The 26,829-nt window shown below is 63.6% G+C and carries 22 protein-coding genes; 16 read left to right on the top strand and 6 right to left on the bottom strand.

Annotated elements, in window-relative coordinates:
* Nucleotides 1-24: 24 nt before the first annotated feature.
* Nucleotides 25-699, bottom strand: coding sequence for a TetR family transcriptional regulator (locus A0W34_RS18245; protein ID WP_019749082.1), 675 nt, complete (start codon nucleotides 697-699; stop codon nucleotides 25-27).
* A gap of 127 nt (nucleotides 700-826) precedes the next feature.
* Between A0W34_RS18245 and aroQ the strand changes: the two genes are divergently transcribed.
* Genes aroQ through A0W34_RS18230 form a run of 3 tightly spaced genes read left to right on the top strand, consistent with a single transcriptional unit; the run spans nucleotide 827 to nucleotide 4,064 of the window.
* Entirely contained in the window at nucleotides 827-1,276 is a 450-nt protein-coding gene (aroQ, locus tag A0W34_RS18240; RefSeq protein WP_042923833.1) for a type II 3-dehydroquinate dehydratase, read from the top strand.
* Nucleotides 1,276-2,154: a shikimate dehydrogenase gene (locus tag A0W34_RS18235; RefSeq protein ID WP_054781535.1), complete on the top strand. Its 879-nt coding sequence runs from the start codon at nucleotides 1,276-1,278 to the stop codon at nucleotides 2,152-2,154. Before aroQ ends, A0W34_RS18235 begins: the two co-directional genes overlap by 1 nt.
* The gene (locus A0W34_RS18230; RefSeq protein WP_081558049.1) at nucleotides 2,151-4,064 is read left to right on the top strand and encodes a sugar phosphate isomerase/epimerase and 4-hydroxyphenylpyruvate domain-containing protein; all 1,914 of its coding nucleotides are present in this window, start codon (nucleotides 2,151-2,153) and stop codon (nucleotides 4,062-4,064) included. The genes A0W34_RS18235 and A0W34_RS18230 overlap by 4 nt, the downstream gene beginning before the upstream one ends.
* Here A0W34_RS18230 and fdhD read toward each other — a convergent pair.
* Entirely contained in the window at nucleotides 4,015-4,884 is an 870-nt protein-coding gene (gene fdhD / locus A0W34_RS18225) for a formate dehydrogenase accessory sulfurtransferase FdhD (RefSeq protein ID WP_081558048.1), read from the bottom strand. The two genes, A0W34_RS18230 and fdhD, sit on opposite strands and share 50 nt — an antisense overlap.
* Nucleotide 4,885: 1 nt before the next feature.
* Entirely contained in the window at nucleotides 4,886-7,195 is a 2,310-nt protein-coding gene (locus A0W34_RS18220; protein ID WP_030536640.1) for an FdhF/YdeP family oxidoreductase, read from the bottom strand.
* A 121-nt stretch (nucleotides 7,196-7,316) separates the two neighbouring features.
* Here A0W34_RS18220 and A0W34_RS18215 point away from each other — a divergent pair, with 121 nt between their 5' ends.
* The 3 genes from A0W34_RS18215 to A0W34_RS18205 all read left to right on the top strand — a co-directional run bounded on the left by A0W34_RS18215 (nucleotide 7,317) and on the right by A0W34_RS18205 (nucleotide 11,048).
* The gene (locus A0W34_RS18215) at nucleotides 7,317-8,324 is read left to right on the top strand and encodes an iron-siderophore ABC transporter substrate-binding protein (protein WP_030536639.1); all 1,008 of its coding nucleotides are present in this window, start codon (nucleotides 7,317-7,319) and stop codon (nucleotides 8,322-8,324) included.
* A gap of 63 nt (nucleotides 8,325-8,387) precedes the next feature.
* On the top strand, nucleotides 8,388-9,002 hold the full coding sequence (locus A0W34_RS18210) for a GNAT family N-acetyltransferase (protein WP_081558047.1): 615 nt from the start codon (nucleotides 8,388-8,390) through the stop codon (nucleotides 9,000-9,002).
* Between the two features lie 12 nt (nucleotides 9,003-9,014).
* On the top strand, nucleotides 9,015-11,048 hold the full coding sequence (locus A0W34_RS18205) for a S9 family peptidase (protein ID WP_030536637.1): 2,034 nt from the start codon (nucleotides 9,015-9,017) through the stop codon (nucleotides 11,046-11,048).
* Nucleotides 11,049-11,119: 71 nt separating this feature from the next.
* Here the strand turns inward: A0W34_RS18205 and A0W34_RS18200 are convergent, their stop codons facing one another.
* On the bottom strand, nucleotides 11,120-11,821 hold the full coding sequence (locus A0W34_RS18200) for a hypothetical protein (protein ID WP_007730988.1): 702 nt from the start codon (nucleotides 11,819-11,821) through the stop codon (nucleotides 11,120-11,122).
* 172 nt (nucleotides 11,822-11,993) lie between these two features.
* Here A0W34_RS18200 and A0W34_RS18195 point away from each other — a divergent pair, with 172 nt between their 5' ends.
* The 9 genes from A0W34_RS18195 (at nucleotide 11,994) to proB (ending at nucleotide 24,442) form a co-directional block, all read left to right on the top strand.
* Nucleotides 11,994-14,675, top strand: a complete 2,682-nt coding sequence (locus tag A0W34_RS18195) for a valine--tRNA ligase (RefSeq protein WP_064074827.1) — start codon at nucleotides 11,994-11,996, stop codon at nucleotides 14,673-14,675.
* Nucleotides 14,672-16,111, top strand: coding sequence for a bifunctional tetrahydrofolate synthase/dihydrofolate synthase (gene folC, locus A0W34_RS18190; protein ID WP_007730993.1), 1,440 nt, complete (start codon nucleotides 14,672-14,674; stop codon nucleotides 16,109-16,111). The genes A0W34_RS18195 and folC overlap by 4 nt, the downstream gene beginning before the upstream one ends.
* Nucleotides 16,108-16,548 (top strand): DUF4233 domain-containing protein, encoded by a 441-nt coding sequence (locus A0W34_RS18185; RefSeq protein WP_003944448.1) that lies wholly within the window; start codon nucleotides 16,108-16,110, stop codon nucleotides 16,546-16,548. The genes folC and A0W34_RS18185 overlap by 4 nt, the downstream gene beginning before the upstream one ends.
* Nucleotides 16,549-16,566: 18 nt before the next feature.
* Nucleotides 16,567-16,986: a nucleoside-diphosphate kinase gene (gene ndk, locus A0W34_RS18180; protein WP_003944527.1), complete on the top strand. Its 420-nt coding sequence runs from the start codon at nucleotides 16,567-16,569 to the stop codon at nucleotides 16,984-16,986.
* 448 nt (nucleotides 16,987-17,434) lie between these two features.
* The gene (locus A0W34_RS18175) at nucleotides 17,435-20,668 is read left to right on the top strand and encodes a translation initiation factor IF-2 N-terminal domain-containing protein (RefSeq protein WP_081558046.1); all 3,234 of its coding nucleotides are present in this window, start codon (nucleotides 17,435-17,437) and stop codon (nucleotides 20,666-20,668) included.
* A gap of 319 nt (nucleotides 20,669-20,987) precedes the next feature.
* Nucleotides 20,988-21,299, top strand: a complete 312-nt coding sequence (gene rplU, locus A0W34_RS18170) for a 50S ribosomal protein L21 (protein WP_003944533.1) — start codon at nucleotides 20,988-20,990, stop codon at nucleotides 21,297-21,299.
* A gap of 42 nt (nucleotides 21,300-21,341) precedes the next feature.
* Nucleotides 21,342-21,611 carry a 50S ribosomal protein L27 gene (gene rpmA, locus A0W34_RS18165; protein WP_003944532.1) on the top strand — a complete coding sequence of 90 codons (270 nt, stop codon included), beginning with the start codon at nucleotides 21,342-21,344 and terminating at the stop codon, nucleotides 21,609-21,611.
* Between the two features lie 231 nt (nucleotides 21,612-21,842).
* The gene (gene obgE / locus A0W34_RS18160) at nucleotides 21,843-23,294 is read left to right on the top strand and encodes a GTPase ObgE (protein WP_081558045.1); all 1,452 of its coding nucleotides are present in this window, start codon (nucleotides 21,843-21,845) and stop codon (nucleotides 23,292-23,294) included.
* A 44-nt stretch (nucleotides 23,295-23,338) separates the two neighbouring features.
* Entirely contained in the window at nucleotides 23,339-24,442 is a 1,104-nt protein-coding gene (gene proB / locus A0W34_RS18155; RefSeq protein WP_003944552.1) for a glutamate 5-kinase, read from the top strand.
* Here proB and A0W34_RS18150 read toward each other — a convergent pair.
* The gene (locus tag A0W34_RS18150; RefSeq protein WP_007730998.1) at nucleotides 24,415-25,272 is read right to left on the bottom strand and encodes an NAD-dependent protein deacetylase; all 858 of its coding nucleotides are present in this window, start codon (nucleotides 25,270-25,272) and stop codon (nucleotides 24,415-24,417) included. The genes proB and A0W34_RS18150 overlap by 28 nt on opposite strands.
* 50 nt (nucleotides 25,273-25,322) lie before the next feature.
* Between A0W34_RS18150 and A0W34_RS18145 the strand changes: the two genes are divergently transcribed.
* The gene (locus tag A0W34_RS18145; protein ID WP_007731000.1) at nucleotides 25,323-25,844 is read left to right on the top strand and encodes a VOC family protein; all 522 of its coding nucleotides are present in this window, start codon (nucleotides 25,323-25,325) and stop codon (nucleotides 25,842-25,844) included.
* A gap of 44 nt (nucleotides 25,845-25,888) precedes the next feature.
* On the opposite strand, the gene A0W34_RS18140 is transcribed toward A0W34_RS18145, so the two are convergent.
* Nucleotides 25,889-26,821, bottom strand: coding sequence for a D-isomer specific 2-hydroxyacid dehydrogenase family protein (locus A0W34_RS18140; RefSeq protein ID WP_007731007.1), 933 nt, complete (start codon nucleotides 26,819-26,821; stop codon nucleotides 25,889-25,891).
* Nucleotides 26,822-26,829: the final 8 nt, after the last annotated feature.

The following is a 26,829-nucleotide window of genomic DNA, read 5'->3' as shown; positions in this document are numbered from 1 at the left end:
GGATTTTTCGGACTTCGGGGTGGGTCAGGACGGCGCCTTCGAGGTCAAGAACGCAACAACCATGTCGCCGAGCATTGTTCGAAGATGCTCACGATGCGTCGAGTCGGTCAGATCGCGGTCGAAGAGCGCTTTGAAGGTGTAACGATTGGCGATACGAAAGACGCAGTAACTGCTGATCAACATGTGAATATCGAGAGCATCTACGTCGGAGCGGAATGCTCCCGACTGCTGTCCGTCGTGGAGGATCTGCGAGACCAGGTCGGCGGCGGGGGCGCCGAGACCGCTGAGTAGCTCGGATTTCTCGATGTGCTCACCGCGGAGCATGTTCTCGTTGGCTACCAGCCGAATGAAGTTCGGGTGTTGTTCGTGGTGGTCGAAGGTGAGTTCGGCCAAGGCGCGGACCGCTGCGGTGGGGTTCAACCCCTCGAGGTCGAGTTCGCGTTCCTGTGCGCGAATGACGCTGTACGCATGCTCGAGGACGGACTTGTACAGCCCTTCCTTGTCGGTGAAGTAGTAGTAGATCATGCGCTTGGTGGTGTGAGTCTTGGTTGCGATCTCGTCCACTCGGGCGCCGGCAAAGCCTTTGTCGGCAAACTCCTCGGTGGCGACGGCGATGATGTTCACCCTGGTCAGATCGCTGTTTCGGCGTCGTTTCTCCGGCTTCGACACCACGGAGTTCACTGACTGCTCGGAAACCATGTGCTCACTCTATCTGTCAGCAGTTTGTCGACTTTGCTTGTCGAGTCCGCGTCGGGGGAGTAACGTCCAGTGAACTAACTCACTAGTTCGTACATTAGTTTCGAGCGTCAACCCCGAGGTGCCCCTGATGACTTCATCTCTACCGGTTCTGGTCCTCAACGGGCCCAACTTGAATTTGTTGGGCCAGCGCCAACCGGAGTTCTACGGGAGAGACACGCTGGACGACGTGGTTTCCCGCTGTGTAGCGGCGGCCGAGAAGTTCGGGGCGATGGTCGAGGCAAAGCAGTCGAACCACGAGGGCCAACTGATCGATTGGATCCACGAGGCCAGGGGAAACGTTGCGGGCATCGTCATCAATCCCGGTGGGTACTCGCACACCTCCATTGCGTTGCGTGACGCTCTGGTCACACTCGATGCCCCTGTCGTGGAGGTGCACATCAGCAACATCCATGGCCGCGAAGAATTCCGTCACCACTCCTACGTGTCCGGGATCGCCGACGCTGTCATCTGCGGATTGGGAATCGACGGTTACAGCGCCGCAGTCGAATTCGTCTGCGTCCGAGAAGGGAAGAACTGATGAGTGATTCGATCCTCTGCGGTCTGATCGGCACCGGCATCGGAGCCTCCTTGACTCCGATCATGCACGAGGAGGAAGGGCGCAGACAGGGCCTGCCGTACGTTTACCGCATCCTCGATCTCGATGCGATGGGGATGGCGCCGTCGGACATCGGTGAACTTCTCACCTATGCACGACGTTTCGGGTTCCGCGGCCTCAACATCACTCACCCGTGCAAGCAGTTGGTGATCGAGCACCTCGACGAGCTCTCGCCGGATGCGAGCCGGCTCGGAGCGGTGAACACGGTCCTCTTCGACTCCGGCAAGGCGATCGGACACAACACCGATTGGTCGGGCTTCGGCCGAAATTTCGACGACGGACTTCCCGGAGCACAGCTCGATCGTGTCGTGCAGCTCGGTGCCGGCGGAGCTGGTGCGGCGGTTGCCTATGCCGCGCTCAACCGTGGCGTCGGGACGCTGACGTTGGTCGATTCGAGCCTGCCTCGCGCGCAGGAACTTGCACAAACCTTCGCGCAGCAGTTTCCGGCGCAGGTTGTCGAGGCGCGGCACACGAGCGACCTCGCCGAAGTGCTCGGCAAGGCAAACGGATTGATCCACGCGACGCCGATGGGAATGGCGGCTCATCCCGGAATGGCATTCTCGCCGGATCTGCTTCGCCCTGATCTGTGGGTGGCCGAAATCGTCTACCGTCCACTCGAAACCGAACTGTTGCGTCAGGCAAGGTTGATCGGAGCCCCGACGCTCAGCGGAGGCGGAATGACTGTCTTCCAGGCCGTCGACGCGTTCCGGATCTTCACGGGCATCGAGCCCGACAGTAAGCGGATGCTCACGCACATGACGGAACTTGTACACGGCGAACAGACTGCGGCAGCGCTGTGAGTGCCCCGGTCCGGACGTCGATCGCGACGGTATCGCTCAGTGGCACTCTCGAGGAGAAGCTCGACGCCATCGCTGCTGCCGGCTTCGACGGCTTCGAGGTGTTCGAGCCGGATTTTGTTGCTTCGCCGTGGTCCCCGAAGGAATTACGAACGAGGGCTGCGGATCTGGGCTTGACCCTCGATCTGTATCAGCCGTTCCGTGACTTCGACACGGTGGACGAGGCCCAATTTGCTCGGAATCTTGTTCGAGTGCAACGCAAATTCGAGCTCATGGATCAACTGGGGTGCGAGACGCTCCTGGTGTGCTCCTCGCCCCTGCCGACCGCGAGTCACGATGACGGTCAGTTGACAGAGCAATTCGGAGCTCTCGCCGAACTGGCGTCCGAGCACGGCAAGAAGGTTGCCTATGAGGCGCTCGCGTGGGGTGCCCACGTCAACACGTACGGCCATGCGTGGCAGATCGTCGAGGGCGTCGACCATCCTTCGCTCGGTACCTGTCTGGACAGCTTTCACATCCTCTCGCGCGGTGACGATCCCGCCGGAATTCGCGAGATTCCCGGCGAGAAGATCTTCTTCCTCCAGTTGGCGGACGCTCCGTTCTTGGCGATGGACATCCTCCAGTGGAGCCGGCATCACCGAAACTTCCCGGGGCAGGGCAGCTTCGATCTCAATGCGTTCGCTCAGCATGTCTACGCCACCGGTTACGACGGACCGTGGTCGCTCGAGATCTTCAACGACGTATTCCGCCGCGCCGACACCCAGCGGACGGCAATCGACGCTCATCGGTCGCTCCTGCATCTGGAAGAACAGGTCGCCGCCGCGAACCCTGCCGCCGGTGGACCCACGCTGTTCACCGCCCCGGAGCGCACCCCGCTCGAAGGAATCGTGTCTCTGCGAATCGCGGCGGGTCCGGCGAAACAGGACCAGGTGCACTCGATGCTCTCCCGCGTCGGTTTTCATCTTGTCGGACGGCACCACGATCACGATTTGCAGTTGTGGCGGCACGGACCGCTCACCGTTGCCGTGGATGCGACTGCGGGCACGGTGTGGACGGCGCCCGGGCTGCCTGCGGATCTACCGGTTCTCACTCAGATCGGCATCCGGGCAACCGAACCCGAGGTGTGGGGAGAGCGCGCTCTGGCTCTCGAAGTGCCGGCGACGCGCGTGCAGTTGCCGGGGTCGAGCGACGAGAACTCCGAGGTACCGGACGTCGTACGCCTGAAGGTCACCGATGCGACATCGATCGACCTTCGTGGCCCCGGCAGCGCTGCAGCGTGGGAATCGGCATTCGAGATCTACCCGCTGCCCGCCGAGCGCAATCGTGAACAGGGCGCAGTGTTCACCGGGATCGACCACGTGGCACTGGCGGTTCCGGCCGAGAGTTGGGACGGCATCATGCTGCTCCTGCGGTCCGTGTTCGAGATGCAACCACACGAGGGGCAGGACGTCACCGATTCTGTCGGCCTCATGCGAAGCCAGGCGCTCACGCTCGTTCAGGACGGTGACGGACATACCCTGCGCATCTCGCTGAACATGGTGGAGGGAAGTCGAAGTGGGCTGCCGACGGTCCGTCGCGGCGGCGTCAGCCACGTCGCCTTCGCGTGTGAGAACATCTTCGGTGCCGCTGCGTCCATGCAGGACTGGGGATTTGCTCCGCTACCCATTTCCCCGAACTACTACGACGATCTGGACGCGCGTTTCGGACTGAATCCGGAACTGCTCGACCGGATGCGCAGCACCGGAATTCTTTACGACGCGGACGCTCACGGCGAGTTCTTCCACCTGTTCACCCCGACCGTCGGGGGAGACCTGTTCTTCGAGGTCGTGCAGCGGGTGGGTGGATACGAGGGCTACGGGGAAGTCAACTCCGCTGTGCGACTGTCGGCTCAGTTGCGTGCGAGTTCGACGTGACCTCGACTCGGTGCGGGTGCGAGTAGACGTTCATCGAATCGCCGCGGATGAAACCGGCGAGAGTCAGCCCGGACTCCTGCGCTAGTTCCACGGCCAGCGACGACGGCGCGGAGACAGCACCGAGGATCGGAATGCCGGCCATGACCGCCTTCTGGACGAGTTCGAACGACGCCCGACCGCTGACGATCAAGATCGTGTCGTAGAGGGGCACTCGGCCGTCGGTGATGGCCCAACCGATCACCTTGTCGACGGCGTTGTGACGGCCGACATCCTCGCGCAGTGCCAGGAGTTCGCCGGTGTCGGTGAACAATCCGGCCGCGTGCAGGCCACCGGTGCGCTCGAAGATCCGTTGGCTCTCCCGCAGTGTGACCGGCATGGCCGACAGGATGGTCGAGGTGACGGAAGTCGTGTCACCGACCAGCGGATGTCGCGTCGTGGTTCGGACGGCGTCGAGCGAGGTCTTGCCGCACACGCCGCACGCGGAACTGACGACGGTGTTCCGATCGGTGGTGTGGTCGGGCAACGGCACTCCGGGAGCGAGAGCGATGTCGAGGACGTTGTACGTGTTCGCACCGGATTCGTCGACGCCGTCGCAGTAGCGGACGACGCTCACGTCGTCGCGGGTGGCGATGACACCTTCGCTGAGAAGGAATCCGTGCACGAGATCGACGTCGTTGCCGGGGGTCCGCATCGTCACTGCCAGCACCTGACCGCCCACTCTCATTTCGAGTGGTTCCTCGACGGCCAGCGTGTCGGGGCGCGTGACGACCCGATCACCCGAGATTCGAACGACCGGTGTTCGTGCGGTGACTCGTCCCATCTCAGGCGCCCGATGCTTCGAGTCGAACGGTGACGGCCTTCGACACCGGCGTGTTCGACTTGGCTGCAACGTGTTCGAGGGGAACGAGCGGATTTGTCTCGGGGTAGTACGCCGCAGCATTGCCGCGCGGGGTGTCGTAGGAGACGATGCGGAATTCCGTGACCCGACGCTCTTCGAGTGTGCCGTCGGGTGTTGTCCACTCGGACACGATGTCGACGAGATCGCCGTCACGGAATCCGAGCGCGGTGATGTCTTCGGCGTTGACGAGGATGACTTTGCGTCCGCCCTTGATGCCGCGGTATCTGTCGTCGAGGCCGTAGATCGTGGTGTTGTACTGGTCGTGGCTGCGCATCGTCTGCAGAATCAGGCGCCCACTCGGAGTGGGTATCCAGTGCAGGTCGTTCACGCCGAAGTTGGCTTTGCCGGTGTGCGTGCGGAACTCACGCGAGTCACGCGGCGGGTGGGGGAGTTGGAATCCGTCTGGCTCTCGAACGCGGGAGTTGTAGTTTTCGCAGCCTGGCACTACCCGTGAGATGGAATCGCGGATCAGATCGTAGTTGCCCTCGAAGGCCGACCAGCGGACGGAGTGATCGTTGCCGAGTAGTTCGCGGGCGAGTTGGCAGATGATGGCGACTTCGCTACGCAGGTAGGGGCTGACCGGTGTGAGGCGTCCGCGCGACAGGTGCACCATGGACATCGAATCCTCCACGGAGACAAGCTGCTTTCCGCCGGCTTGGACGTCGAGGTCGGTGCGTCCGAGGGTGGGGAGGATGATCGCGGTCTGCCCGTGGACCACGTGACTGCGGTTCAGCTTGGTGGACACCTGCACGGTGAGTTCGCATTGACGCAACGCTGTTTCAGTCGCTGCGGTGTCCGGGCTTGCCTGGATGAAGTTGCCGCCCATCGCCATGAAGAAGCTTGCCTTGCCTGCGTTCATGGCGCGGATCGCGTCGACGGTGTCCCATCCGTGCTTGCGGGGACTCGAGATCGAGAACTCGGTATCGAGCGCGGCCAGGAACTCTTCCGGCATCTTTTCCCAGATGCCCATCGTGCGGTCACCCTGGACATTGGAGTGTCCTCGCACCGGACAAACGCCGGCACCGGGTTTGCCCATCATTCCACGCATGAGCAGCAGGTTGACTGCTTCTTCGATGGTGGCGACTCCGTGTGTGTGCTGAGTGATCCCCATGGCCCAGCAGGTGACGGTTCGCTCGGATCGGGCAAGTGCGGCCGCCGTTTCCTCGAGCTGTGCCATCGACAGACCCGTTGCCTCGAGTACCGTGTCGAGATCGACCGCGCGGATGTGCTTCTCGTATTCGTCCCAACCGGCGCAGTACCGGTCGACGAAGGCACGGTCGACGACCGTCCCGGGAGCGCGATCTTCCTGCTCGAGCAGCAGCTTCCCCAGGCCTTGGAACAGCGCCATGTCGCCGCCCAGCCGGATCTGCAGGAACTCGTCCGCGATGTCGACTCCGTGCCCGATCACGCCGGACACCTTCTGTGGATCCTTGAACCTGCGCAATCCCGCCTCGGGCAGAGGATTGATGGCAATGATCTTGGCGCCGTTGCTCTTTGCCTTCTCCAGCGTCGAGAGCATTCGAGGGTGGTTGGTGCCGGGGTTCTGTCCGGCGATGAGGATGAGATCGGCGTTCTCGAGGTCGGGAACTGTCACCGAGCCTTTGCCGATGCCGATGGATTCGGTCAGTGCGCTTCCGGACGACTCGTGACACATGTTGGAACAGTCGGGCATGTTGTTGGTGCCGTAGCTGCGAATCATCAACTGGTAGAGAAACGCGGCTTCGTTGGACGTGCGACCGGAGGTGTAGAACACCGCTTCGTCCGGCGATGCGAGGCCGTTCAGATGTTCGGCGATCAGTGCGTACGCGCCGTCCCAGTCGATCGGCCGGTAATGGGTTGCTCCCGGCGTCAGGACCATCGGGTGCGTCAGTCGCCCCTGCTGTCCGAGCCAGTAGTCGGTCTTGCCTTCGAGATCGGCGATCGAGTGCTCCGCGAAGAATTCGGGTGTGACGGTGCGAAGCGTTGCTTCCTCGGCAACAGCCTTCGCTCCGTTCTCGCAGAATTCGGCGGGCTTGCGATGTCCGGGAGTCTCCGGCCACGCACACCCCGGGCAGTCGAAGCCGTGTCGCTGGTTGAGTCTGGTGAGCGTTCGGGCGGTCCGCAAGGCTCCCATCTGCTCGATTCCTCGTTGCAGCGACACCAGAACGGCCGGAACTCCGGCGGCGTAGTCCTTGGGGTGCGTGACTTCGAGATCCGATTCGTCGATGTCCTTCGAGGGGCCCTGGCGCGTCATGTCTCCATAGTGGCCCGAACGGCGCGGTACTGCCATCGAATGGGCCGGTCGAACTAGCCGGAATGAAGCTTTCATCGGCTAGCCTTACCTACCGAACCAGCAGACTTTAAGGGGTAGGAACATGGATCGAACGGACGCAGGTCGGCTGACCCGGCGCGGATTTCTGATCGGCACGTCGGGAGCGTTGCTGGCATTCGCCGCAGCCTGCTCCAGTTCGAACGACGAGGACACACCTCCCAGCGGTGACTCTGCGGAATCGATCACCCACAAGTTCGGGGCTACGGAGTTGCCCAAGGATCCGCAGCGGATCGTCAGTGTCGGATACAACGATCAAGATGCGATCCTGGCGCTCGGTGGGACCTTGGTCGGAACCTTCGACTGGTACGGCGATTACCCCTACGGAGTGTGGCCCTGGGCGCAGCCGCTGCTGAACGGGGCGACTCCCGAGATCATCGGAACTGCGGGCACCACCATTCAGATGGAGAAGGTCGCTGCCACGACACCCGACCTCATTGTCGGCACCTACTCCGGGCTCACTCAGGCGCAATACGACAAACTCAGTGCCATTGCGCCGACGGTGGCGCAGCCCAAGGAGTTCGCGGATTACGGAATCCCCTGGCAGAACCAGACGACCATCATCGGCGAAGCGTTGGGGCAGCAGGGTAAGGCCACCGAGCTGATCGCCGGCGTCGACCAGAAGTTCGCCGACGTGAAGACGGCCAATCCGGCGTTTGCCGGCAAGACCGTTCTGGTCGGCGCGTTGAAGGGGCCGGGGCAGTTCGGGGTCTACGGACCGGAAGACCCGAAGGTGCGGTTCTTCACCGAACTCGGATTCGTGAATCCGCCTGTCACCGATCAGATCACGGGTAACTTCGCCGAGATCAGCACCGAGCAACTCTCGCTCGCGGACGTCGACGTACTCGTCTGGTACGCCGGTGGCGGCTACGGCGACAAGCTTCGCGCGGAGCTGGACAAGACCCCGATCTACCAGGAACTCGACGTCGTGAAGGACGGCCGCGCGATCATTCTGGAAGACGCTGCTGCCGAAGCCATGACGTGGAGCACCGTACTGAGCTTGCCGTACGCGCTCGAACAGATTCCGCCGCGGATTGCGGGCTTGCTCGTCTGATCGGTTCAAGGACAGCGCTGTTCAAAGTCCAGTGATTCGGACAGTCGGCGGTACTCTCGCCTCATGGGTGTACACGTACGGTCGGCTGTCCGATCCGATATTCCGGCACTGTCGGCAGTGTTGGCCGAGGCGTTCGAAGATGATCCCTTGATGGCGTGGATGTTGCCGGACGAGGCCACCAGGGCTGATCGCCTGACGAAACTGTTTGCCGCAGAAGCTCGTTACCACCACCTCGCCGGGGGCGGCGTCGAGGTGGCCACCGACGACAACGGCCTGATCGGCGGGGCAACTCTGTGGGATCCGCCGGGGCGGTGGAAGCAGTCGTGGATTTCCGGGCTCGTGAGCCTGCCCGCAATGGTGCGTGTCTTCGGCAGGGGGCTTCGACACGCGGCCGAGGTCAGCTCCGTTCTCGAAGGAGCACACCCGAATTCGCCGCACTGGTATCTCGCGACCGTCGGGACCGGCAGCGCGGCGCGCGGTGGGGGATACGGCAAAGCGCTGCTGAACTCTCGGTTGGAGCGTTGTGACCGTCAACATGTCGACGCTTACCTCGAGAGCAGCAAGGAATCGAACATCCCGTACTACAACCGCTTCGGTTTCGAAGTGACCCGTGACATCGTCATGCCAGGCGGCGGGCCGACGATCTACGCAATGATGCGTCAACCGCGGGGCGCGTGATACGAACTAGTGGTGACCCAGATTCCCGAGCTCCACGCAGGCACACCGTTCGACGAACTCGACGACTACATCGCTCTGGCCAGGTTGTCCGGCCTGGTGTTGTCACCTGACGGCTCGCTGCTGATCTGCGCGCGCGCCGTTCTCGACGACAAGAGCGCCGAATACGTGTCCTCTTTGTGGGAGATCGACCCGGAAGGCCGGCGTCCTGCGCGTCGGTTGACCTGGGGTTCGACCAGCGAGTCCGGTGCTGCCTTCGCGTTCGACGGCGACGTGCTCTTCACTGCCACGCGAGCCGTGCCGGGCGAGAGTGATCCGCAACCAGCACTCTGGCGCCTACCAGCGGCGGGCGGAGAAGCTCAGCTGCTGATCTCGCGTCCCGGTGGTGTCTCGTCGGTATCAGCGGCGAAGGCGGCGCCGACGTTCGTGGCCCAGACGTCGGTCATGGCTTCGGCGATCAGCCTCGACCAGGACGATCAGGTGCGATCGGCGCGCAAGGACAAGAAAGTCACGGCGATGCTGCACACCGGTTATCCGGTGCGCCACTGGGACCACGACCTGGGCCCCGATCATCCGCATCTGGTTGTGGCCGAGACGGATTCGAAGGAATCCGTCGAGTTGCGGGACATCACACCGACGGCGGGCGCAGCGCTGCGGGAGACGTCGACCACGATTTCCGACGACGGTCTCTTCGTCGTGACCACGTGGACTGTCGGCGATGCGAGTGCCGCCCGCCGATCGACGTTGGTTCGGATCGACACGGTGACCGGTGACCGAGTCACGCTTGTCGACGAGGCCGACGCGGACGTCTACAACCCGGTGCTCTCGCCGGACGGAACCAAGCTCGCGTTCATCCGGGAGACACTCACCACACCGGAGTCCGCACCACGAATGACTCTGCAGCTCTACGACTTCGGATCCGGTGCCGTGACCGGCGTCGCCGACGGCTGGGATCGCTGGCCTACCTCACTTGCCTGGCTACCCGACGGATCCGGGCTGGTCGTCACCGCTGACGACGGCGGCCGCGGTCCGATCTTCACCATCGACCTGTGGGGCCAACCAGTGCGCCTGACAGCCGACGACGCGGCGTACACCGACGTTCGAGTGGCGCCGGACGGTGAGTCGATCTACGCGTTGCGAGCCTCGTACGAAGCGCCCCCGCACGTGGTGCGGGTCGATCTGCGATCAGGTGAGATCACCGCACTTCGTGGGCCCGACACTTTGCCGGAGCTGCCGGGAACACTGACCGAGATCACCGCGCGTGCCGAGGACGGTTCGACGGTGCGTAGCTGGTTGGCGCTGCCGACGGGCGCCGCGCCGCATGCACCGGTGCCATTGCTTCTCTGGGTCCACGGCGGCCCACTCGGTTCGTGGAACACCTGGTCCTGGCGGTGGAATCCGTGGCTGCTCGTCGCCAAGGGCTATGCAGTACTGCTACCAGATCCCGCGCTCTCGACCGGATACGGCCAGGACTTCGTCCAGCGGGGGTGGGGTCAGTGGGGCAAGGCGCCCTTCACCGATCTGATGGCGATCACCGATGCTGCTGTCGCCCAGCCCGAGATCGACCCCAAGCGAACAGGCGCGATGGGTGGTTCGTTCGGTGGTTACATGGCCAACTGGATTGCCGGACATACCAACCGTTTCGACGCCATCGTCACCCACGCGAGTCTGTGGGCACTCGATCAATTCGGCCCGACGACGGACGCTGCCTGGTACTGGCAGCGCGAGATGTCGCCTGAGATGGCCGTCGAGAATTCGCCGCATCTGTACGTCGCGGACATCACGACTCCGATGCTGGTCATCCATGGCGACAAGGACTACCGGGTTCCGATCGGTGAGGGCTTGCGACTCTGGTACGAACTGCTTGCCGAGTCAGGTCTGCCCGCCGACGACGACGGGAAAACGGACCATCGCTTCCTCTACTTCCCCGACGAGAATCATTGGGTGCTCAAGCCGCAGCACACCAAGATCTGGTACGAGGTGGTCACCGCGTTCCTCTCCGAGCACGTTCTCGGCGAAGATGTCGCGCTACCGGAGATTCTGGGCTGAACCCGCGCGTGCCTCGTTCGGATGAAACACCGAACGAGGCACGAGCGTCTTCGCGTGGATCCGGACCGGAATCAGGCGCCGGGGCAACGAACGGTGTACGACCACTCGGTGTGGTCAGGGCCCGTGACGCGAACCAGAACGGACGACGCCCCACCGGCGGGCACGTTGACGACAGCTGAACCAGTTCCCTCGTTGATGTTGTCGCCGATGTATCCGGTGCTGTGGATCAACCGACCTTCGTAGTACACCTCGATCAGGTCCGGGACGTTTTCGGTCTCGTAGCCGAGCACGAACGAGGTCGGGCCACCGCGGCCGAGTTCGTGCTTGGTGCTGGTGATTCCTGCGCCGCCCGAGACGGTCGAGGCGTCGCAGCGCTGCGTGGGCGCAAATGATCCGCCGCCGCCGCTGCCGCTGGCCAGGCCACTGAGAATGTCCCTGACGTTGCCACTGGCCAGGCCGTTGACGATGTCCATCGCGCTGGTCGAGCCGGCGTTCAGGCCGCCGAGGACGTCGTTGAGGTTCCCGGTGGCGATCCCGCCGACGATGTCACCCACGCTGCCGCTGGCGATGCCGTTTGCGATGTCGTTCCCGATATCGCCGACGCTTCCGTTGATCGTGGCGCTGCCACTGTCGATGCTTCCTTGCACACTTTCTTCGATGCCGGGGGCAGCGGACGCAGTCGCCGGAAGCACGAGGGCAACCGCCGCTCCGATCGTCGCGGCCGCCGCCAAGGTTCGAACGCCGGGACGGCGAGAACTCCAGTTGTTCAACATATTTGCTCCACGGGTAGTTGGTCGGTCGTCCTTCAGAGCGATCCTGTCAGCGGAGCGGATCGGTGAATATCGTTTGTTCGGCTGACCCCGGACCGCGGGGCAGTCGTTCGTGTGCGCCGCGGCGGCCGACGGGCGAATTCGTTCACGACGGGGGAGTCATTAGGATCAAGTGGTGACCAGTGCAGCTCCAGAGAACCCCCAGACCCCCGCCGACGCCCTACCCAAGAGCTGGGACCCCAGCGCGGTAGAGGCCGATCTGTATCAAGGCTGGGTAGACGCCGGGTACTTCCAGGCCGACGCGACCAGCGACAAGCCCGGCTACTCCATCGTGCTGCCGCCCCCGAACGTCACCGGCAGCCTGCACATGGGCCATGCCCTGGATCACACCCTCATGGACGTGCTCAGCCGTCGCAAGCGGATGCAGGGCTACGAGGTGCTGTGGCTGCCAGGCATGGACCACGCCGGTATCGCCACGCAGTCCGTCGTCGAGAAGCAACTCGCTGCCGACGGAAAGACCAAGGAAGATTTCGGCCGCGAGCTGTTCATCGACAAGGTCTGGGACTGGAAGCGCGAATCCGGTGGAACCATCGGTGGCCAGATGCGGCGCATCGGTGACGGCGTCGACTGGAGTCGTGATCGTTTCACGATGGACGAGGGCCTCTCCCGCGCCGTCCAGACCGTCTTCAAGCGCATGTTCGACGAGGGCCTGATCTACCGCGCCGAGCGTCTCGTGAACTGGTCGCCGGTGCTGCAGACCGCGATCTCCGACATCGAGGTGAAGTTCGAGGACGTCGAGGGTGAGCTGGTTTCCCTGCGCTACGGCTCGCTCGACGACAACGAGCCGCACGTCATCGTCGCGACCACTCGCGTCGAGACAATGCTCGGTGACACCGCAGTAGCGGTCCATCCCGAGGACGAGCGCTACAAGCACCTCATCGGCACCACTCTCGATCATCCGTTCACCGGGCGTCAGATCCCGATCATCGCCGACGACTACGTCGACCCCGAGTTCGGAACCGGCGCTGTGAAGATCACGCCGGCTCACGATCCCAACGACTTCGAGATGGGCCTGCGGCACAACCTGCCGATGCCCACCATCATGGACAAGACCGGCAAGATTGCCGACACCGGAACCGAATTCGACGGAATGGACCGCTTCGAGGCTCGCGTCAAGGTTCGCGAAGCTCTCGCCGAGCAGGGACGCGTCGTCGCCGAGAAGCGCCCGTACCTGCACAGCGTCGGGCACTCCGAGCGCAGTGGCGAGGCCATCGAGCCTCGTCTCTCGTTGCAGTGGTGGGTCAAGGTCGAGACGCTCGCCAAGGCTGCGGGTGACGCGGTTCGCAACGGGGACACCGTCATTCACCCGGCGAGCCAGGAGCCACGCTGGTTCGACTGGGTCGACAACATGCATGACTGGTGCATTTCCCGTCAACTCTGGTGGGGTCACCGCATTCCGGTCTGGTACGGCCCCGAGGGTGAAGTTGCGTGCTTCGGTCCTGACGAAACGGCGCCGGAAGGCTGGGTCCAGGATCCCGACGTCCTCGATACCTGGTTCTCCTCCGGACTGTGGCCCTTCTCGACGATGGGCTGGCCGGACAACACGCCCGAACTCGAAAAGTTCTATCCCACCAGTGTTCTCGTCACCGGCTACGACATCCTGTTCTTCTGGGTCGCCCGCATGATGATGTTCGGCACTTACGTGTCCGAGGACGAGTCGATCACCGCCGGTCCGGGTAAGTCCGGCGCGCAGATGCCGTTCAAGGACGTGTTCCTGCACGGACTGGTCCGCGATCAGTACGGCAAGAAGATGTCGAAGTCTCGCGGCAACGGTATCGACCCACTCGACTGGGTCGATCGTTTCGGCGCCGACGCCCTGCGATTCACACTTGCACGCGGCGCCAACCCGGGCAGCGACCTGTCCGTCGGTGAAGATTCGGCGCAGTCCTCGCGCAACTTCGCGACCAAGTTGTTCAACGCGACCAAGTTCGCTCTGATGAACGGCGCTGCTCCCGCGCCGCTGCCCGCTCGAAGCGAACTGACCGACGCCGATCGTTGGATCCTCGACCGTCTCGACACGGTCCAGGCCGAGGCGGACGCCGCATTCGATCGCTACGAGTTCAGCAAGGCGTGCGAAGGCCTGTTCCACTTCGCGTGGGACGAGGTCTGTGACTGGTACCTCGAACTCGCCAAGGTGCAGTTCGCCGCCGACGAGGCCGTCGCCGCGAACACCCGCGCCGTGCTCGGCAACGTTCTCGATGCACTGCTCCGCCTCCTGCACCCGGTCATTCCGTTCGTGACCGAAACCCTGTGGAAGGTGCTCACCGGCGGCGAGTCCGTGGTCGTCGCCGAATGGCCCGTGTTGTCCGGTGAGGCAGTCGACGCCCAGGCCGCAACCAGGATCGAAGACACGCAGAAGCTGATCACCGAGGTGCGACGATTCCGAAACGATCAGGGACTCAAGCCTTCCCAGAAGGTCCCGGCTCGTGCGTCCGGGCTCTCGGAGGCCGGCATGGACGGCCAGTTCGCCTACGTGGCGGCGCTGGCCAAGCTGACCGAACCCGAAGAGGGATTCACCGCGTCGATCTCCGTCGAGGTGCGCCTGAGCCAGGGCACCGTCACTGTCGACATCGACACCTCGGGCACCATCGACCTCGGCGCGGAGAAGAAGCGGCTCGAAAAGGACCTCGCGGCAGCGCAGAAGGAGCTCGTCACCGCTGACAACAAGCTGGCGAACGAGGCCTTCCTGGCGAAGGCGCCCGACGCCGTCGTCGACAAGATCAAGACACGTCGCCAGATCGCCGTCGAAGAGATCGAGCGCATCACGGGACGTCTGAAGGAGTTGGCCGACAAGTGAGTTCGTACGAACCGTCCCAATTCGACGCTCAGAGTTCGGTTCCGACTCCGGTCGACATCGCCGAACTGGCGCTGGTGGAAGCAGAACTCGACAAGCGTTGGCCCGAGACCAAGATCGAGCCGTCACTGACTCGTATCGAGGCGCTCATGGATGTCCTGGGCTCGCCTCAGCACAACTATCCGTCGGTGCACGTCACGGGAACCAACGGTAAGACGTCGGTGACGCGCATGATCGATTCGTTGATGACGGCTCTGCATCGTCGCACCGGGCGAACCACCAGCCCTCATCTGCAGATCGCGACCGAGCGGATCAGCATCGACGGTCATCCGATCTCGCCGCGGCTCTACGTGGACACGTTCCGCGAGATCGAGCCGTACGTGCAGATGATCGACGCACAGTCGGAGGAAGCCGGGGGACCGGCGATGAGCAAGTTCGAAGTGCTCACCGCCATGGCCTATGCGGCCTTCGCGGAGGCGCCGGTCGACGTCGCCGTGGTCGAGGTCGGCCTCGGCGGACGCTGGGACGCCACCAACGTGATCGACGGGCAGGTTGCGGTGATCACCCCGATCAGCCTCGATCACGCCGAGTACCTGGGCACCGACCTGGCCGGGATCGCGGAGGAGAAGGCCGGGATCATCAAGAAGGGCCGCGAGGACCTGGTTCCGGTGGACACCGTCGCGATCATCGCCGAGCAGACTCCCGAAGTCATGGAGGTATTGCTGCGGCGTGCTGTCGAGGTGGAGGCCGCGGTCGCTCGTGAAGGCTCGGAGTTCAAGGTGCTTGCTCGCCAGATCGCGGTGGGCGGACAGCAGCTCGAACTTCAAGGCTTGAGCGGTGTGTACACCGACATCTTCCTCCCCCTTCACGGTGAGCATCAGGCGCGCAACGCCGCGCTCGCGCTCGCTGCCGTAGAAGCGTTCTTCGGTGCCGGTCCGGATCGACAACTGGATCAGGATGCAATCCGCAACGGGTTCGCCTCGGTCGTCAATCCCGGTCGCCTCGAACGTGTTCGGAGTGCGCCGACGGTCTTTCTCGACGCCGCCCACAATCCAGACGGTGCTCGCGCTCTCGCGGCCGCACTGGCCGCCGAGTTCGACTTCCGCAAGCTCGTGGGAGTGGTCAGCGTCATGGCGGACAAGGACGTCGACGCCATCTTGACTGCATTCGAATCCGTCTTCGACGAGATCGTCGTCACCCACAACGGGTCACCCCGGGCGATGGACGTGGAAGAACTGGCGAACATTGCCGTCGCGAAGTTCGGCGACGAGCGCGTCGTCGTTGCGCCGGTGCTTGCCGACGCCTTGGAAGTCGCGATCGAAATCGCCGAGCAGGTCGCCGAACCCGGTGAGGCCGTATCAGGGGCGGGTGTGGTGGTGACGGGATCCGTCGTGACCGCAGGCGCCGCCCGCACGCTGTTCGGAAAGGACCCCGCGTGAGTACCCCGTCAGATGCCAATCCCGAGTCCGGAGACCACGAGCCCGGAGACACTGCCGGCGAGTTCGGGCCGCCGACCAAGGACCCGTGGAAAAGCTTCCGCGGAGTGATGGCCGGAACCCTGATCCTCGAGGCGATCGTCGTGCTGCTGGCTTTGCCGGTTGTCGCGGTCGTCGGCGGAGGCCTCACCGCGGCCTCCGCGGGATTCATCATCGGGTTGGCGGTACTGATGATTCTGGGTGCGGGCATCCAGGGCAAGCCGTGGGCGATGGGGTTCAACGTCGCGCTGCAGGTGATTCTTCTGTTCGGTTTCTTCGTCCACCCGTCGATCGCCGGTGTGGCGATCACCTTCGGGATCGTCTGGGGATACCTCGTCTACCTGCAGAGAGACATCAAGCGCCGGATGGACAAGGGCCTGCTTCCCGGTCAGCGGGACTGACCATTTAGGCTGTCCGCTGTGACTGAGCGCACCCTCGTACTGATCAAGCCCGACGCCGTTGCCCGTGGATACGTAGGAGAAATCCTCAGCCGTATCGAGCGCAAAGGCCTGACAATTGCAGCACTCGACCTCCGCGTAGCTTCCGAAGAGGTGGCTGGTAGCCACTACGCAGAACACGCCGAGCGTCCGTTCTACCCGAGCTTGTTGGAGTTCATCACCTCCGGTCCGCTGGTGGCCGCAGTGCTCGAAGGCCCCCGAGCCATCGCTGCTTTCCGTCAGTTGGCCGGCGGAACCGACCCGGTCGACAAGGCTCTTCCGGGTACGATCCGCGGCGACTTCGGACTCGAAGCGCAGCAGAACCTCGTTCACGGCAGCGACTCCGTGGAGTCGGCAGAGCGTGAAATCGCTCTGTGGTTCCCCGCGCTGTCGTCCATCTGAATCTCCGATCGGGCCTCTGGCCCACATGAACGGGCCTTCGGCCCACATCTCCACAGCGAATTCTCGGCACGTATCCCACATCGGTGCGCCCTTTGCAGTTGCAGGCGCGTTGGTGTGGGATACTGCTTTCAGTTGAACCGCAATTTGTTTTACGCACGTTCAACCGGATGACACCTAGGTTCGATGCCCTTTCATCGCTGCTCCAGGTCAACAGGAAATCCCTGGACCTCTGCACGCTGGATGATCAGGCGCTCGCGCACAGGACAACGGCCATCCAGCCAGGCACTTCATGTGCCCGCAGTGAATAACGGGCATTGCGGACCATGCGGAGCGAGACCTTACAATCTCGTACTCACTTCTGAGTGCGAGTACACACAGCACGCTCCCGCGTGGCCGCGTGACAACTCGACTTCTGGGTTGGACGCGCCCGGGGGCTGAGGAGACTTACGTGGCCGATCAATCCCCAACCGAATCAGATTCCAGCACCACCCCGGAATTTCCCGACAAGATGCGCGTACACGCGCTGGCGAAGTTGCTCGGCGTCACCAGCAAGCAGGTCCTTGCCGAAGCCGCAGCGCTCGGTACCGAATTGCGCAGCGCGCAGTCGAGTCTCCACCGTGACGTCGCTCAGCGGATTCATGCCTCGTTGACTTCCGCAGCCGAGGCCATCGAGCCCGTCGTCGCCGAGCTCGACACCCTCATCGACCCGGTTGTCGAGGCGCCGGTTGCAGAAGCTCCCGTGGAGGCTGCTCCTGTTGCAGAGGCTCCGGCCGAGAAGCCTGTCAGGGCTCGTCGCACTCGCAAAAAGGTCGTCGTCGAAGAACCTGCAGCAGAAGAAACAGTGGATCCGGCTGTCGCCGAGATCAGCGCTGGACTCGACGCCGCAGCTGCGCTGCAGAGCAAGGAAGCCGAGCAGTCCGATCTGTTCACTTCCTTCGAGGCACCGCAGACCCATCAGCCCGAGGTGGCTCCCGCCGCGCCGCAGGTCCCGCTGTTCCTGCAGCCGGATCTCGAAGCCGCCGAGGTAGCTCCGCGTCGCCGTCGCGCACGCCGCGAGCCTGCTGCACCGGCGGTCGTCGAAGAGAAGCAGACAACCGCGGAAGCCGAAACCGTCGTTCCCGAGGCAGCGCCGGTTGCAGTTCCTGCCGTCGAAGAGCCGGCTGTGACCGCACCGCAAACCGAGGGCGAGAGCGCCGAGTCCGAGGACGAGGACGACGATCAGCCGCGTCGCCGTCGTCGTGGACGCCGTGGACGTGGACGTGGTCGCGGTGAACAGGGTGGCGAGCAGGGTTCGGACGAAGAGTCGGATACCGCTACCGAATCGGAGCAGGAATCTGCCCCTGCGGCAGTCGAGAAGCAAACCGACGACGCTGCCGGCGAAGAATCCGGTGATAAGTCCGAGTCCACCGCTGATGCGGATTCCGAGAATGCCGACGATTCCGATCTCGATGCCGACGGATCGAGCCGCCGTCGCCGTCGTCGTCGTCGTCGCAAGACCGGCACCGACGGCGCCACCGACGCGACTGCGACGTCCGAGGACGATCCGCCGAACACCGTCGTTCACGAGCGCGAGCCGCGCAACAAGACCCGCGTCAAGGACGAGGTCCAGGGCATCAGTGGTTCGACACGTCTGGAAGCGAAGCGTCAGCGTCGCCGCGACGGTCGTGACGCCGGCCGACGTCGCCCACCGATCCTGACCGAGTCGGAGTTCCTCGCGCGTCGTGAGGCCGTCGATCGCGTCATGGTCGTGCGCGATCGGGCAGACAGCGGTCAGCCGCATGCGACTACACAGGTAGCAGTCCTCGAAGACGGAGTGCTGGTCGAGCACTTCGTCACCAACTCGGCGTCCGCGTCGATGGTCGGCAACGTGTACCTCGGACGTGTCCAGAACGTGCTCCCCAGCATGGAAGCTGCGTTCATCGACATCGGGCGTGGCCGCAACGGTGTTCTCTACGCCGGTGAGGTGAACTGGGAGGCCGCCGGTCTCGGTGGCAACTCGCGCAAGATCGAGCAGGCCCTCAAGCCGGGCGATCAGGTGCTCGTTCAGGTCAGCAAGGATCCGGTCGGTCACAAGGGTGCTCGACTGACCACACAGATTTCGCTTGCCGGTCGTTTCCTCGTCTACGTGCCCGGTGGTACGTCCACGGGTATCAGCCGCAAGCTTCCGGACACCGAGCGCAAGCGTCTCAAGGAAATCTTGCGCGACATCGTGCCCGCCGACGCGGGCGTGATCATTCGCACGGCGTCCGAGGGCGTCAGCGAAGAAGAGTTGGCGCGCGACGTGACTCGTCTGCAGGCTCAGTGGGCCGGCATCGAGGAGCAGGCTGCGGCTGCGGACACCGGTAAGTCCGGCAACCCGCAGGCGCTGTACGAAGAGCCTGACATGCTGGTCAAGGTCATTCGTGATCTGTTCAACGAGGACTTCTCCAAGCTGGTCATCGAGGGCGAGAAGGCGCACACGACGGTCGAGAACTACATCAACTCCGTTGCGCCCGACCTGCTTCCGCGGCTCGAGAAGTACACGCCGAACAACGGTATCGACGTCTTCGCGGCTCGCCGTATCGACGAGCAGTTGGCCAAGGCACTCGATCGCAAGGTGTGGCTGCCGTCCGGCGGCACCCTGGTGATCGACCGCACCGAGGCCATGACCGTCGTCGACGTCAACACCGGCAAGTTCACCGGAGCCGGCGGAAACCTCGAAGAGACCGTCACCCGTAACAACCTCGAAGCGGCCGAGGAGATCGTTCGCCAGATGCGCCTGCGGGACATCGGCGGAATGATCGTCGTCGACTTCATCGACATGGTTCTCGAATCGAACCGGGACCTGGTCCTGCGTCGGCTCACCGAATGCCTGGGTCGCGATCGCACGCGCCATCAGGTGTCGGAGGTCACGTCACTCGGGCTCGTGCAGATGACGCGCAAGAAGTTGGGCACCGGATTGGTCGAGGCCTTCTCGACCACCTGTGAGCACTGCCACGGCCGCGGCATCATCGTCCATTCCGAGCCCGTCGAGGTGAAGTCCTCGGACGACGGAGGATCGCGTTCGGGCTCGCAGCGCAGTGATTCCGGTACCTCGCGCAAGAACAAGCGTGGCCGCGGAGACAAGTCGGCTTCGACCGAGTCCAACGGACAGGAAGCTCCGGCGCCGGAGGTTCCGGCCGTCGACGCGACGGTCAAGCGGGCTCATCCGGTGGCATTGGCGATGGCCTCGCATCACCACGACGACGACGAGACCGTCGCGGCTGACTCGACCGAGTCTGATTCCGCCGGTGTGTCTTCGGGGGACGATGCATCCAAAAGTGCCGATCGGCAACAAGATCGGCCGATCGATACTCCTGCTGCTGCTGAGCACCATGACGTTCCTGTTGTGGACTCTGCTGCGGAAGAAGTATCCGCAGTGGACAACGAGTCGGCCGCAGCTTCGACCGAAGCAGCTCCGCGCGGTCGTCGGCGTAGTCGCCGGGCGTCGCGGGCAGCGTCGGCGCCGGTTGCCGAGGCAGCTCCCGAGGTGGGCACGGTCTTCGTGATTCCGACTCCGGAACCCGTGGTGGACGCGGTCGCGGAAAACGTTCCGGCTCCGGCCACCGAAGTTCAGGCTGAGGAAGAAGTTGTCGTCGTCAAGAGACCCCGTCGCAGGCGTGCAGCAGCACGTCCCGCAGGTCCTCCGGTAGACGGAGAGTAAGAACTACTGGCTTTCGGTCGGTTGGATGACTTCGCGATGAGCGAGGACATCCAACCGCTATCCGAAGTTTCAGCTGGTAGAAGCAGTACAGAGTAGTGAGCACCACCCCTCGGCGGGGCGGTTTGACCCTGACGGTTGCTTTCCCGTAACCTTGGAGGGTCGCCACCCGGCGGTAGAGATTCCGTGTGCCTAGAGTGTGCGTGAATGTCCCGGTACGTCAGTGCCGAGCCGAGGTGACATAAACCAGACCAGTCGCGATGCATTTGAAGCCTCAGGCAGCAGCGCGAGCAAGTTCGAAGAAGCAAGGGGTAGCCCTCCGATGGCAACGTACGCGATCGTCAAGACCGGCGGAAAGCAGTACAAGGTCGCTGTTGGTGACCTCGTCAAGGTCGAGAAGATCGAGGGTGAGCCCGGCACTGCTGTCTCGCTTGCTCCCGTTCTCGTGGTCGACGGATCCGACCTGACCACCGACGCGGCCAAGCTGGCCAAGGTCGCAGTCACCAGTGAGATCGTCGAGCACACCAAGGGCCCGAAGATCCGCATCCACAAGTTCAAGAACAAGACCGGTTACCACAAGCGTCAGGGCCACAGGCAGCCGATCACGGTGCTCAAGGTCACGGGCATCAAGTAACCAGTTCTTTCTAGCTAATTTCACCCGAGGAGGGTCAATAGCATGGCACATAAGAAGGGTGCATCCAGCTCCCGTAACGGTCGCGATTCAAACGCCCAGCGCCTCGGCGTGAAGCGCTTCGGCGGCCAGTCGGTCAGCGCAGGCGAAATCCTGGTTCGCCAGCGCGGCACGCACTTCCACCCCGGCGTCAACGTCGGCCGTGGCGGCGACGACACCCTGTTCGCTCTCGCTGCCGGTGCAGTCGAGTTCGGCCAGAAGCGTGGACGCAAGACCGTGAACATCGTTCCGGCCGTCGTTGCGGCTGAGGTCTAGTCTTTCTCGCTAGTTGTGCGTCATCGGTTCTACTTCGGTAAGCCGGTTCTGCTTTCGGTAAGAGAGTGACGCGTTCCAAGCTCCCGATAGGGGCGGACCAGGGTTGAAATAACCCGGTCCGCCCCTATCGTTTGTTTAAGCAGTACCCGTTTTGCCCCGAGCAACCCTGCTCACCAGAAGTTCAGCTCATCGCGTGAGACCCGCAATTGACTGAGGAAGGATCCGGCAGTCATGTCCCGATTCATTGACCGTGTTGTGCTGCACGTCAGCGCTGGAAAAGGCGGCAATGGTTGCGCCTCCGTACACCGCGAGAAGTTCAAACCGCTCGGCGGTCCGGACGGTGCCAACGGAGGTCGCGGTGGCGACGTCATCCTTGTGGTCGACGAGAACATCCACACCCTCCTCGACTTTCACTTCCATCCCAACGCGAAGGCGACCAACGGCAAGCAGGGCGCCGGCAGCAACCGCGAGGGTGCAAACGGTGAAGACCTCATCCTCAAGGTTCCGGATGGAACTGTGGTTCTCGATACCGACGGCAACGTGCTTGCCGACCTCGTGGGTGTCGGTTCACGCTTCGACGCCGCTCAGGGCGGTCGCGGCGGACTCGGCAACGCAGCACTGGCCTCGAAGGCTCGCAAAGCTCCCGGTTTCGCACTCCTCGGTGAGGACGGTGTCGAGCGTGACCTGGTTCTCGAACTCAAGTCGGTAGCCGACGTCGGTCTGCTCGGATTCCCCTCCGCCGGTAAGTCTTCGCTTGTGTCCGTTCTCTCTGCGGCCAAGCCGAAGATCGCCGACTACCCCTTCACCACTCTGGTCCCCAACCTCGGCGTCGTCTCGAGCGGTGACACCACCTTCACCGTCGCCGACGTGCCCGGGCTGATCCCCGGTGCCAGCGAAGGCCGCGGTTTGGGCCTGGACTTCCTGCGCCACATCGAACGCTGCGCCGTATTGGCGCACGTGATCGACTGCGCCACCCTCGATCCGGGACGTGACCCGATCTCCGACATCGACGCCTTGGAAGCAGAGCTGGCTGCGTACACGCCTGCGCTCTCCGGCGATTCGGGACTCGGTGACCTCGACAAGCGCCCGCGCGTCGTCATCCTCAACAAGACCGACGTTCCCGAGGCCGCCGAATTGGCCGAAATGGTCACGCCTGAGATCGAAGCTCGCGGATGGCCGGTCTTCACCATCTCGGCGGTGAGCCGAGAAGGATTGCGACCGTTGACATTCGCGCTGGCGAAGATGGTCCGCGACTACCGCGAAGCTCATCCGAAGCCCGAGCCGAAGCGCCAGGTCATTCGCCCGGTCAAGGTCAAGGATTCCAGCTTCACCATCGAGAAGGATCCCGATATTCCCGGTGAGTTCGTCGTCCGAGGCACCCGCCCGGAGCGGTGGATTCGTCAGACCGCCTTCGACAACGACGAGGCCGTTGGTTACCTCGCCGACCGTCTTGCTCGATTGGGCGTCGAGGACGCATTGGTCAAGAAGGGCGCTCAGCCAGGAGCTTCCGTCACCATCGGTGACGTCAGCTTCGAGTGGGAGCCGATGACGCCGGCCGGTATCGATCTGACCCGCACGGGCCGTGGAACCGACCCGCGTCTCGATCAGGTGGAGCGCATCGGCGCGGACGAGCGCAAGCACGCGCGTCGTGTCCGCCGTGGCTTGCTCGACGAAGACGCCTGACCCACGCGATTTCAGGACGAAAACCGAAGAGAGGGAACGGGACTGTGCTCGGGTCCACCAGGGAGTCGATAGCGTCGGCTCACAGTATCGTCGTGAAGATCGGGTCGTCTGCGCTCACCAGTCTGGTGGCGGGACTCGATACTCACCGACTCGATCTGTTGGCCGATGCCATCGAGGCTCGCATGCGTGCGGGTTCCGATGTCGTCGTCGTCTCGTCCGGTGCCGTCGGCGCCGGACTGGCGCCGCTGGGACTGACCAAGCGACCGCGGGATCTCGCGACCAAGCAGGCTGCGGCCAGCGTCGGTCAGTTGGCTCTGGCTCACGCCTGGGGTACGTCGTTCGCCCGTTACGGGCGTACCGTCGGGCAGGTTCTACTCACGGCTGACGACATCGCTCGACGGACGCAGCACCGCAACGCCCAACGGACACTCGATCGTCTACGGGCATTGCACGCGGTGGCGATCGTGAACGAGAACGACACCGTTGCCACCACCGAACTTCGATTCGGTGACAACGATCGGCTGGCTGCACTGGTTGCTCATCTGGTTGGCGCCGACGCGTTGATCCTGTTGTCGGATGTGGACGGACTGTACGACGGGGATCCCCGAAAGGGCGATGCCACACTGATTCCCGAGGTCAACAGTCCCGAGGATCTCGACGGTGTGGTTGCCGGTTCGGGTGGCGCCCTCGGTACCGGAGGCATGGCGTCGAAGCTCTCAGCAGCACGCCTGGCCGCTGATTCCGGCGTGCCGGTTCTGCTCGCGGCAGCATCGGACGCTGCGCAGGCACTCAGTGGTGCCGATGTCGGAACGGCATTTGCGCCCCGGCCGACGCGATTGTCGGCCCGCCGATTCTGGGTTCGTCACGCCGCTGACACATCGGGTGACCTCCACCTCGACGAAGGCGCCGTCCGCGCGGTCGTGTCCAAGCGTCGAAGCCTTCTGTCCGCTGGCATCGTCGGTGTATCCGGTGACTTCCACGCCGGCGACGTAGTGTCCCTGATGGGGCCGGGGGAGAAGCCCGTCGCCCGGGGTGTCGTTGCGTTCGACGCTGCGGAGATCGAGGAGATCCTGGGGCGCTCCACCACCGATCTACCGGCCGACATGCAGCGTCCCGTGGTTCACGCGGACGACTTGGTGGCGCTGTAGCTTTCGTGCTCGACGAGGGCGGAAAGTGCTTCAGCGCAACCGACTTCGAGCTTGAGGTCGGCGAATTCGTCGCCGCGAGTCGTGCCTCGATTGACGATGGCGATCGGCTTCCCGGTCTTGGCGGCATACCGGACGAAACGTAGGCCGGACATCACGGTCAACGACGACCCGGCTACCAACAGAGCGTCGGATTGGTCGACAAGGCTGTATGCACGGGCGACGCGTTCCTTGGGGACGGATTCGCCGAAGTAGACGATGTCCGGTTTGAGTAAGCCACCGCACACGGCGCAATCCACGACGCGAAAGTGTGCGGTGGATTCGATCACGGCATCTGCGTCGGGTGCGATTTCGACTCCTGTTGCAGCAGCGACTGTTTCGGCGAATCCGGGATTGGCTTCTTCCAGCCTCTCCGCGAGAGTGGTGCGGGAGATCAGCCGCTGGCAGCTCAGGCATCGAACCTGCGCGTAGGTGCCGTGGAGGTCGATGACGTTTCGCGCGCCGGCCTTGGTGTGCAGGAGGTCGACGTTCTGGGTGATCACGCCGACGGCTCGCCCTGTTCGTTCCAGTGCCGCGACGGCCCGGTGGCCCTGGTTGGGGCGGGAGCTGTCCATGTATCGCCAGCCGATGTGGTTGCGCGCCCAGTAGTGCCGCCGAAACGCCGGATCGCCGATGAACTGCTGGAACGTCATCGGATTGCGCGGGGGTGAATCAGGTCCGCGGTAGTCCGGGATTCCGGAGTCGGTGGAGATGCCGGCGCCTGTCAGAACTGCCAGGCGACGGCCGGCCAGGAGCTCGGGGAGGGCGTCGAGGCGGCTGTTGTCGGTAGGCACCGTTCCAGGATAGGCGCGTGTGCGAGACGGAGGCGCGGAGGAAGTCCGAAATGTTCAATAGAACACCTGTGCGATCGCCAATACTCGTACACATGAACACAGTGAACCCGATCCCTGCTGGTTACCGCACGATCACTCCCTACCTTGCGGTGCCGGACGGCCATGCCGCACTCGACTACTACAAACGAGCACTTGGAGCTGAGATAGTCGATGCGATGAACGCACCTGACGGCTCCCTCATGCATGCGGAGATCCGGATCGGCGATTCGATGCTGCAGCTTTCGCAGGAGATTCCGGACTTCGGTCTCAAATCACCGCAGGACGGCTGGGTGCATTCGTCAATCGTCGTCTACACCGAGGACACGGACGAGTTTGTCGCTCGGGCAGTCACCGAGGGAGGCACGCTGGTCACGGCTGTGGCCGATACATTTTCGGGCGACCGGCATGGAGTGTTTCTCGATCCGTTCGGCCACAGGTGGGCAGTATGCACGAAGGTCGAGGATGTACCTGCCGAAGAGGTCGCTCGCCGGGCGCGGGCGCTCTTCTTTCCGGAGACGCAGTCGCCACAGTAATTTGTGGCAACCGTGGTCCGAGCATTCGAGCTTCGGCGGCGTGCTCAGTATCCGGCTACTGGGTCCACGAGGGCAGCCAGCGCCTCACCCTTCGCGAAGCGGGTCACGTTCTTGGAGACGTGATCCGCGAAGGCGGCGGGGCGAACGCCTGGCGGATTGGAATCGTGGGGTGTGATGATCGCATTCGTCAGATCCCACAGTGGGTGACCGTCCGGGAGGGGTTCGGGATCGGTGACGTCGAGACCGGCGCCGCCGATCTGTTCCGACTCGATGGCCTCGACCAGTGCGTCGGTGTCGACCAGTGATCCGCGCGCGACATTGATCACCCAGGAATGGGGTTGCATCGCCGCCAACTGCGCACGGCCCACGAGGTGACGGGTGGCCGGGGTGGCGGGCGCAGCAATCACGAAGTGATCTGCGCGAGAATAGATTTCATCCATTCTGGATGCGGGGTACGTGGAGATCGCCCCGGGGACCGGGCTACCGGAACGATTGACTGCGATGCTGTCCGCCCCCTGCGCGGCCAGCATCGGAATCAGCGCGCGGCCGATACCGCCCGCGCCGATGATCGCAACCGTCGAGCCACGAAGGGTGCCGATCTTGGGAAAGAACTCGAACTGACGCCACGTTCGAGCCTCGATGTGTGCAGGCAAGTGACGAACTCCGGCCAAGAGAAGCATGAGTGCATGCTCGGCCACCGACGCCGAAAACGCACCGGCCGCCGAGGTCCACGTGATTTCTGTGTCCTTCGGAATCACACCGGAGTCGAACCAATCCTCGATTCCCGCCGACGGAAGCTGCACCCACCTGACCGACGCCGGTAACTCCGACGGAAAGGTCTCGGGTGAGCCCGCCCAGATCAGGGCGTCCGCAGTGTCGATCGGACTGATCAGACCACCGCCCCGAAGCACCGCGCTGTCGAGCAGTGCATCGGGGACGGGGCCGATCGCTACGCGTGGAGAGGTGTCAGTCGCCATGACTAGAC

The sequence above is a fragment of the Rhodococcus sp. BH4 genome (genome assembly GCF_002079265.1).
GTDB lineage: Bacteria > Actinomycetota > Actinomycetes > Mycobacteriales > Mycobacteriaceae > Rhodococcus_F > Rhodococcus_F qingshengii.
This window is presented reverse-complemented; position numbering and strand designations above follow the sequence as displayed.

Coding starts and splice junctions, on each gene's coding strand:
- A0W34_RS18245 (WP_019749082.1), bottom strand. CDS start 699: ATGGTTTCCGAGCAGTCAGTGAACTCCGTGGTGTCGAAGCCGGAGAAA.
- aroQ (WP_042923833.1), top strand. CDS start 827: ATGACTTCATCTCTACCGGTTCTGGTCCTCAACGGGCCCAACTTGAAT.
- A0W34_RS18235 (WP_054781535.1), top strand. CDS start 1,276: ATGAGTGATTCGATCCTCTGCGGTCTGATCGGCACCGGCATCGGAGCC.
- fdhD (WP_081558048.1), bottom strand. CDS start 4,884: ATGGGACGAGTCACCGCACGAACACCGGTCGTTCGAATCTCGGGTGAT.
- A0W34_RS18220 (WP_030536640.1), bottom strand. CDS start 7,195: ATGACGCGCCAGGGCCCCTCGAAGGACATCGACGAATCGGATCTCGAA.
- A0W34_RS18215 (WP_030536639.1), top strand. CDS start 7,317: ATGGATCGAACGGACGCAGGTCGGCTGACCCGGCGCGGATTTCTGATC.
- A0W34_RS18210 (WP_081558047.1), top strand. CDS start 8,388: ATGGGTGTACACGTACGGTCGGCTGTCCGATCCGATATTCCGGCACTG.
- A0W34_RS18200 (WP_007730988.1), bottom strand. CDS start 11,821: ATGTTGAACAACTGGAGTTCTCGCCGTCCCGGCGTTCGAACCTTGGCG.
- rplU (WP_003944533.1), top strand. CDS start 20,988: ATGGCAACGTACGCGATCGTCAAGACCGGCGGAAAGCAGTACAAGGTC.
- rpmA (WP_003944532.1), top strand. CDS start 21,342: ATGGCACATAAGAAGGGTGCATCCAGCTCCCGTAACGGTCGCGATTCA.
- obgE (WP_081558045.1), top strand. CDS start 21,843: ATGTCCCGATTCATTGACCGTGTTGTGCTGCACGTCAGCGCTGGAAAA.
- A0W34_RS18145 (WP_007731000.1), top strand. CDS start 25,323: ATGTTCAATAGAACACCTGTGCGATCGCCAATACTCGTACACATGAAC.
- A0W34_RS18140 (WP_007731007.1), bottom strand. CDS start 26,821: ATGGCGACTGACACCTCTCCACGCGTAGCGATCGGCCCCGTCCCCGAT.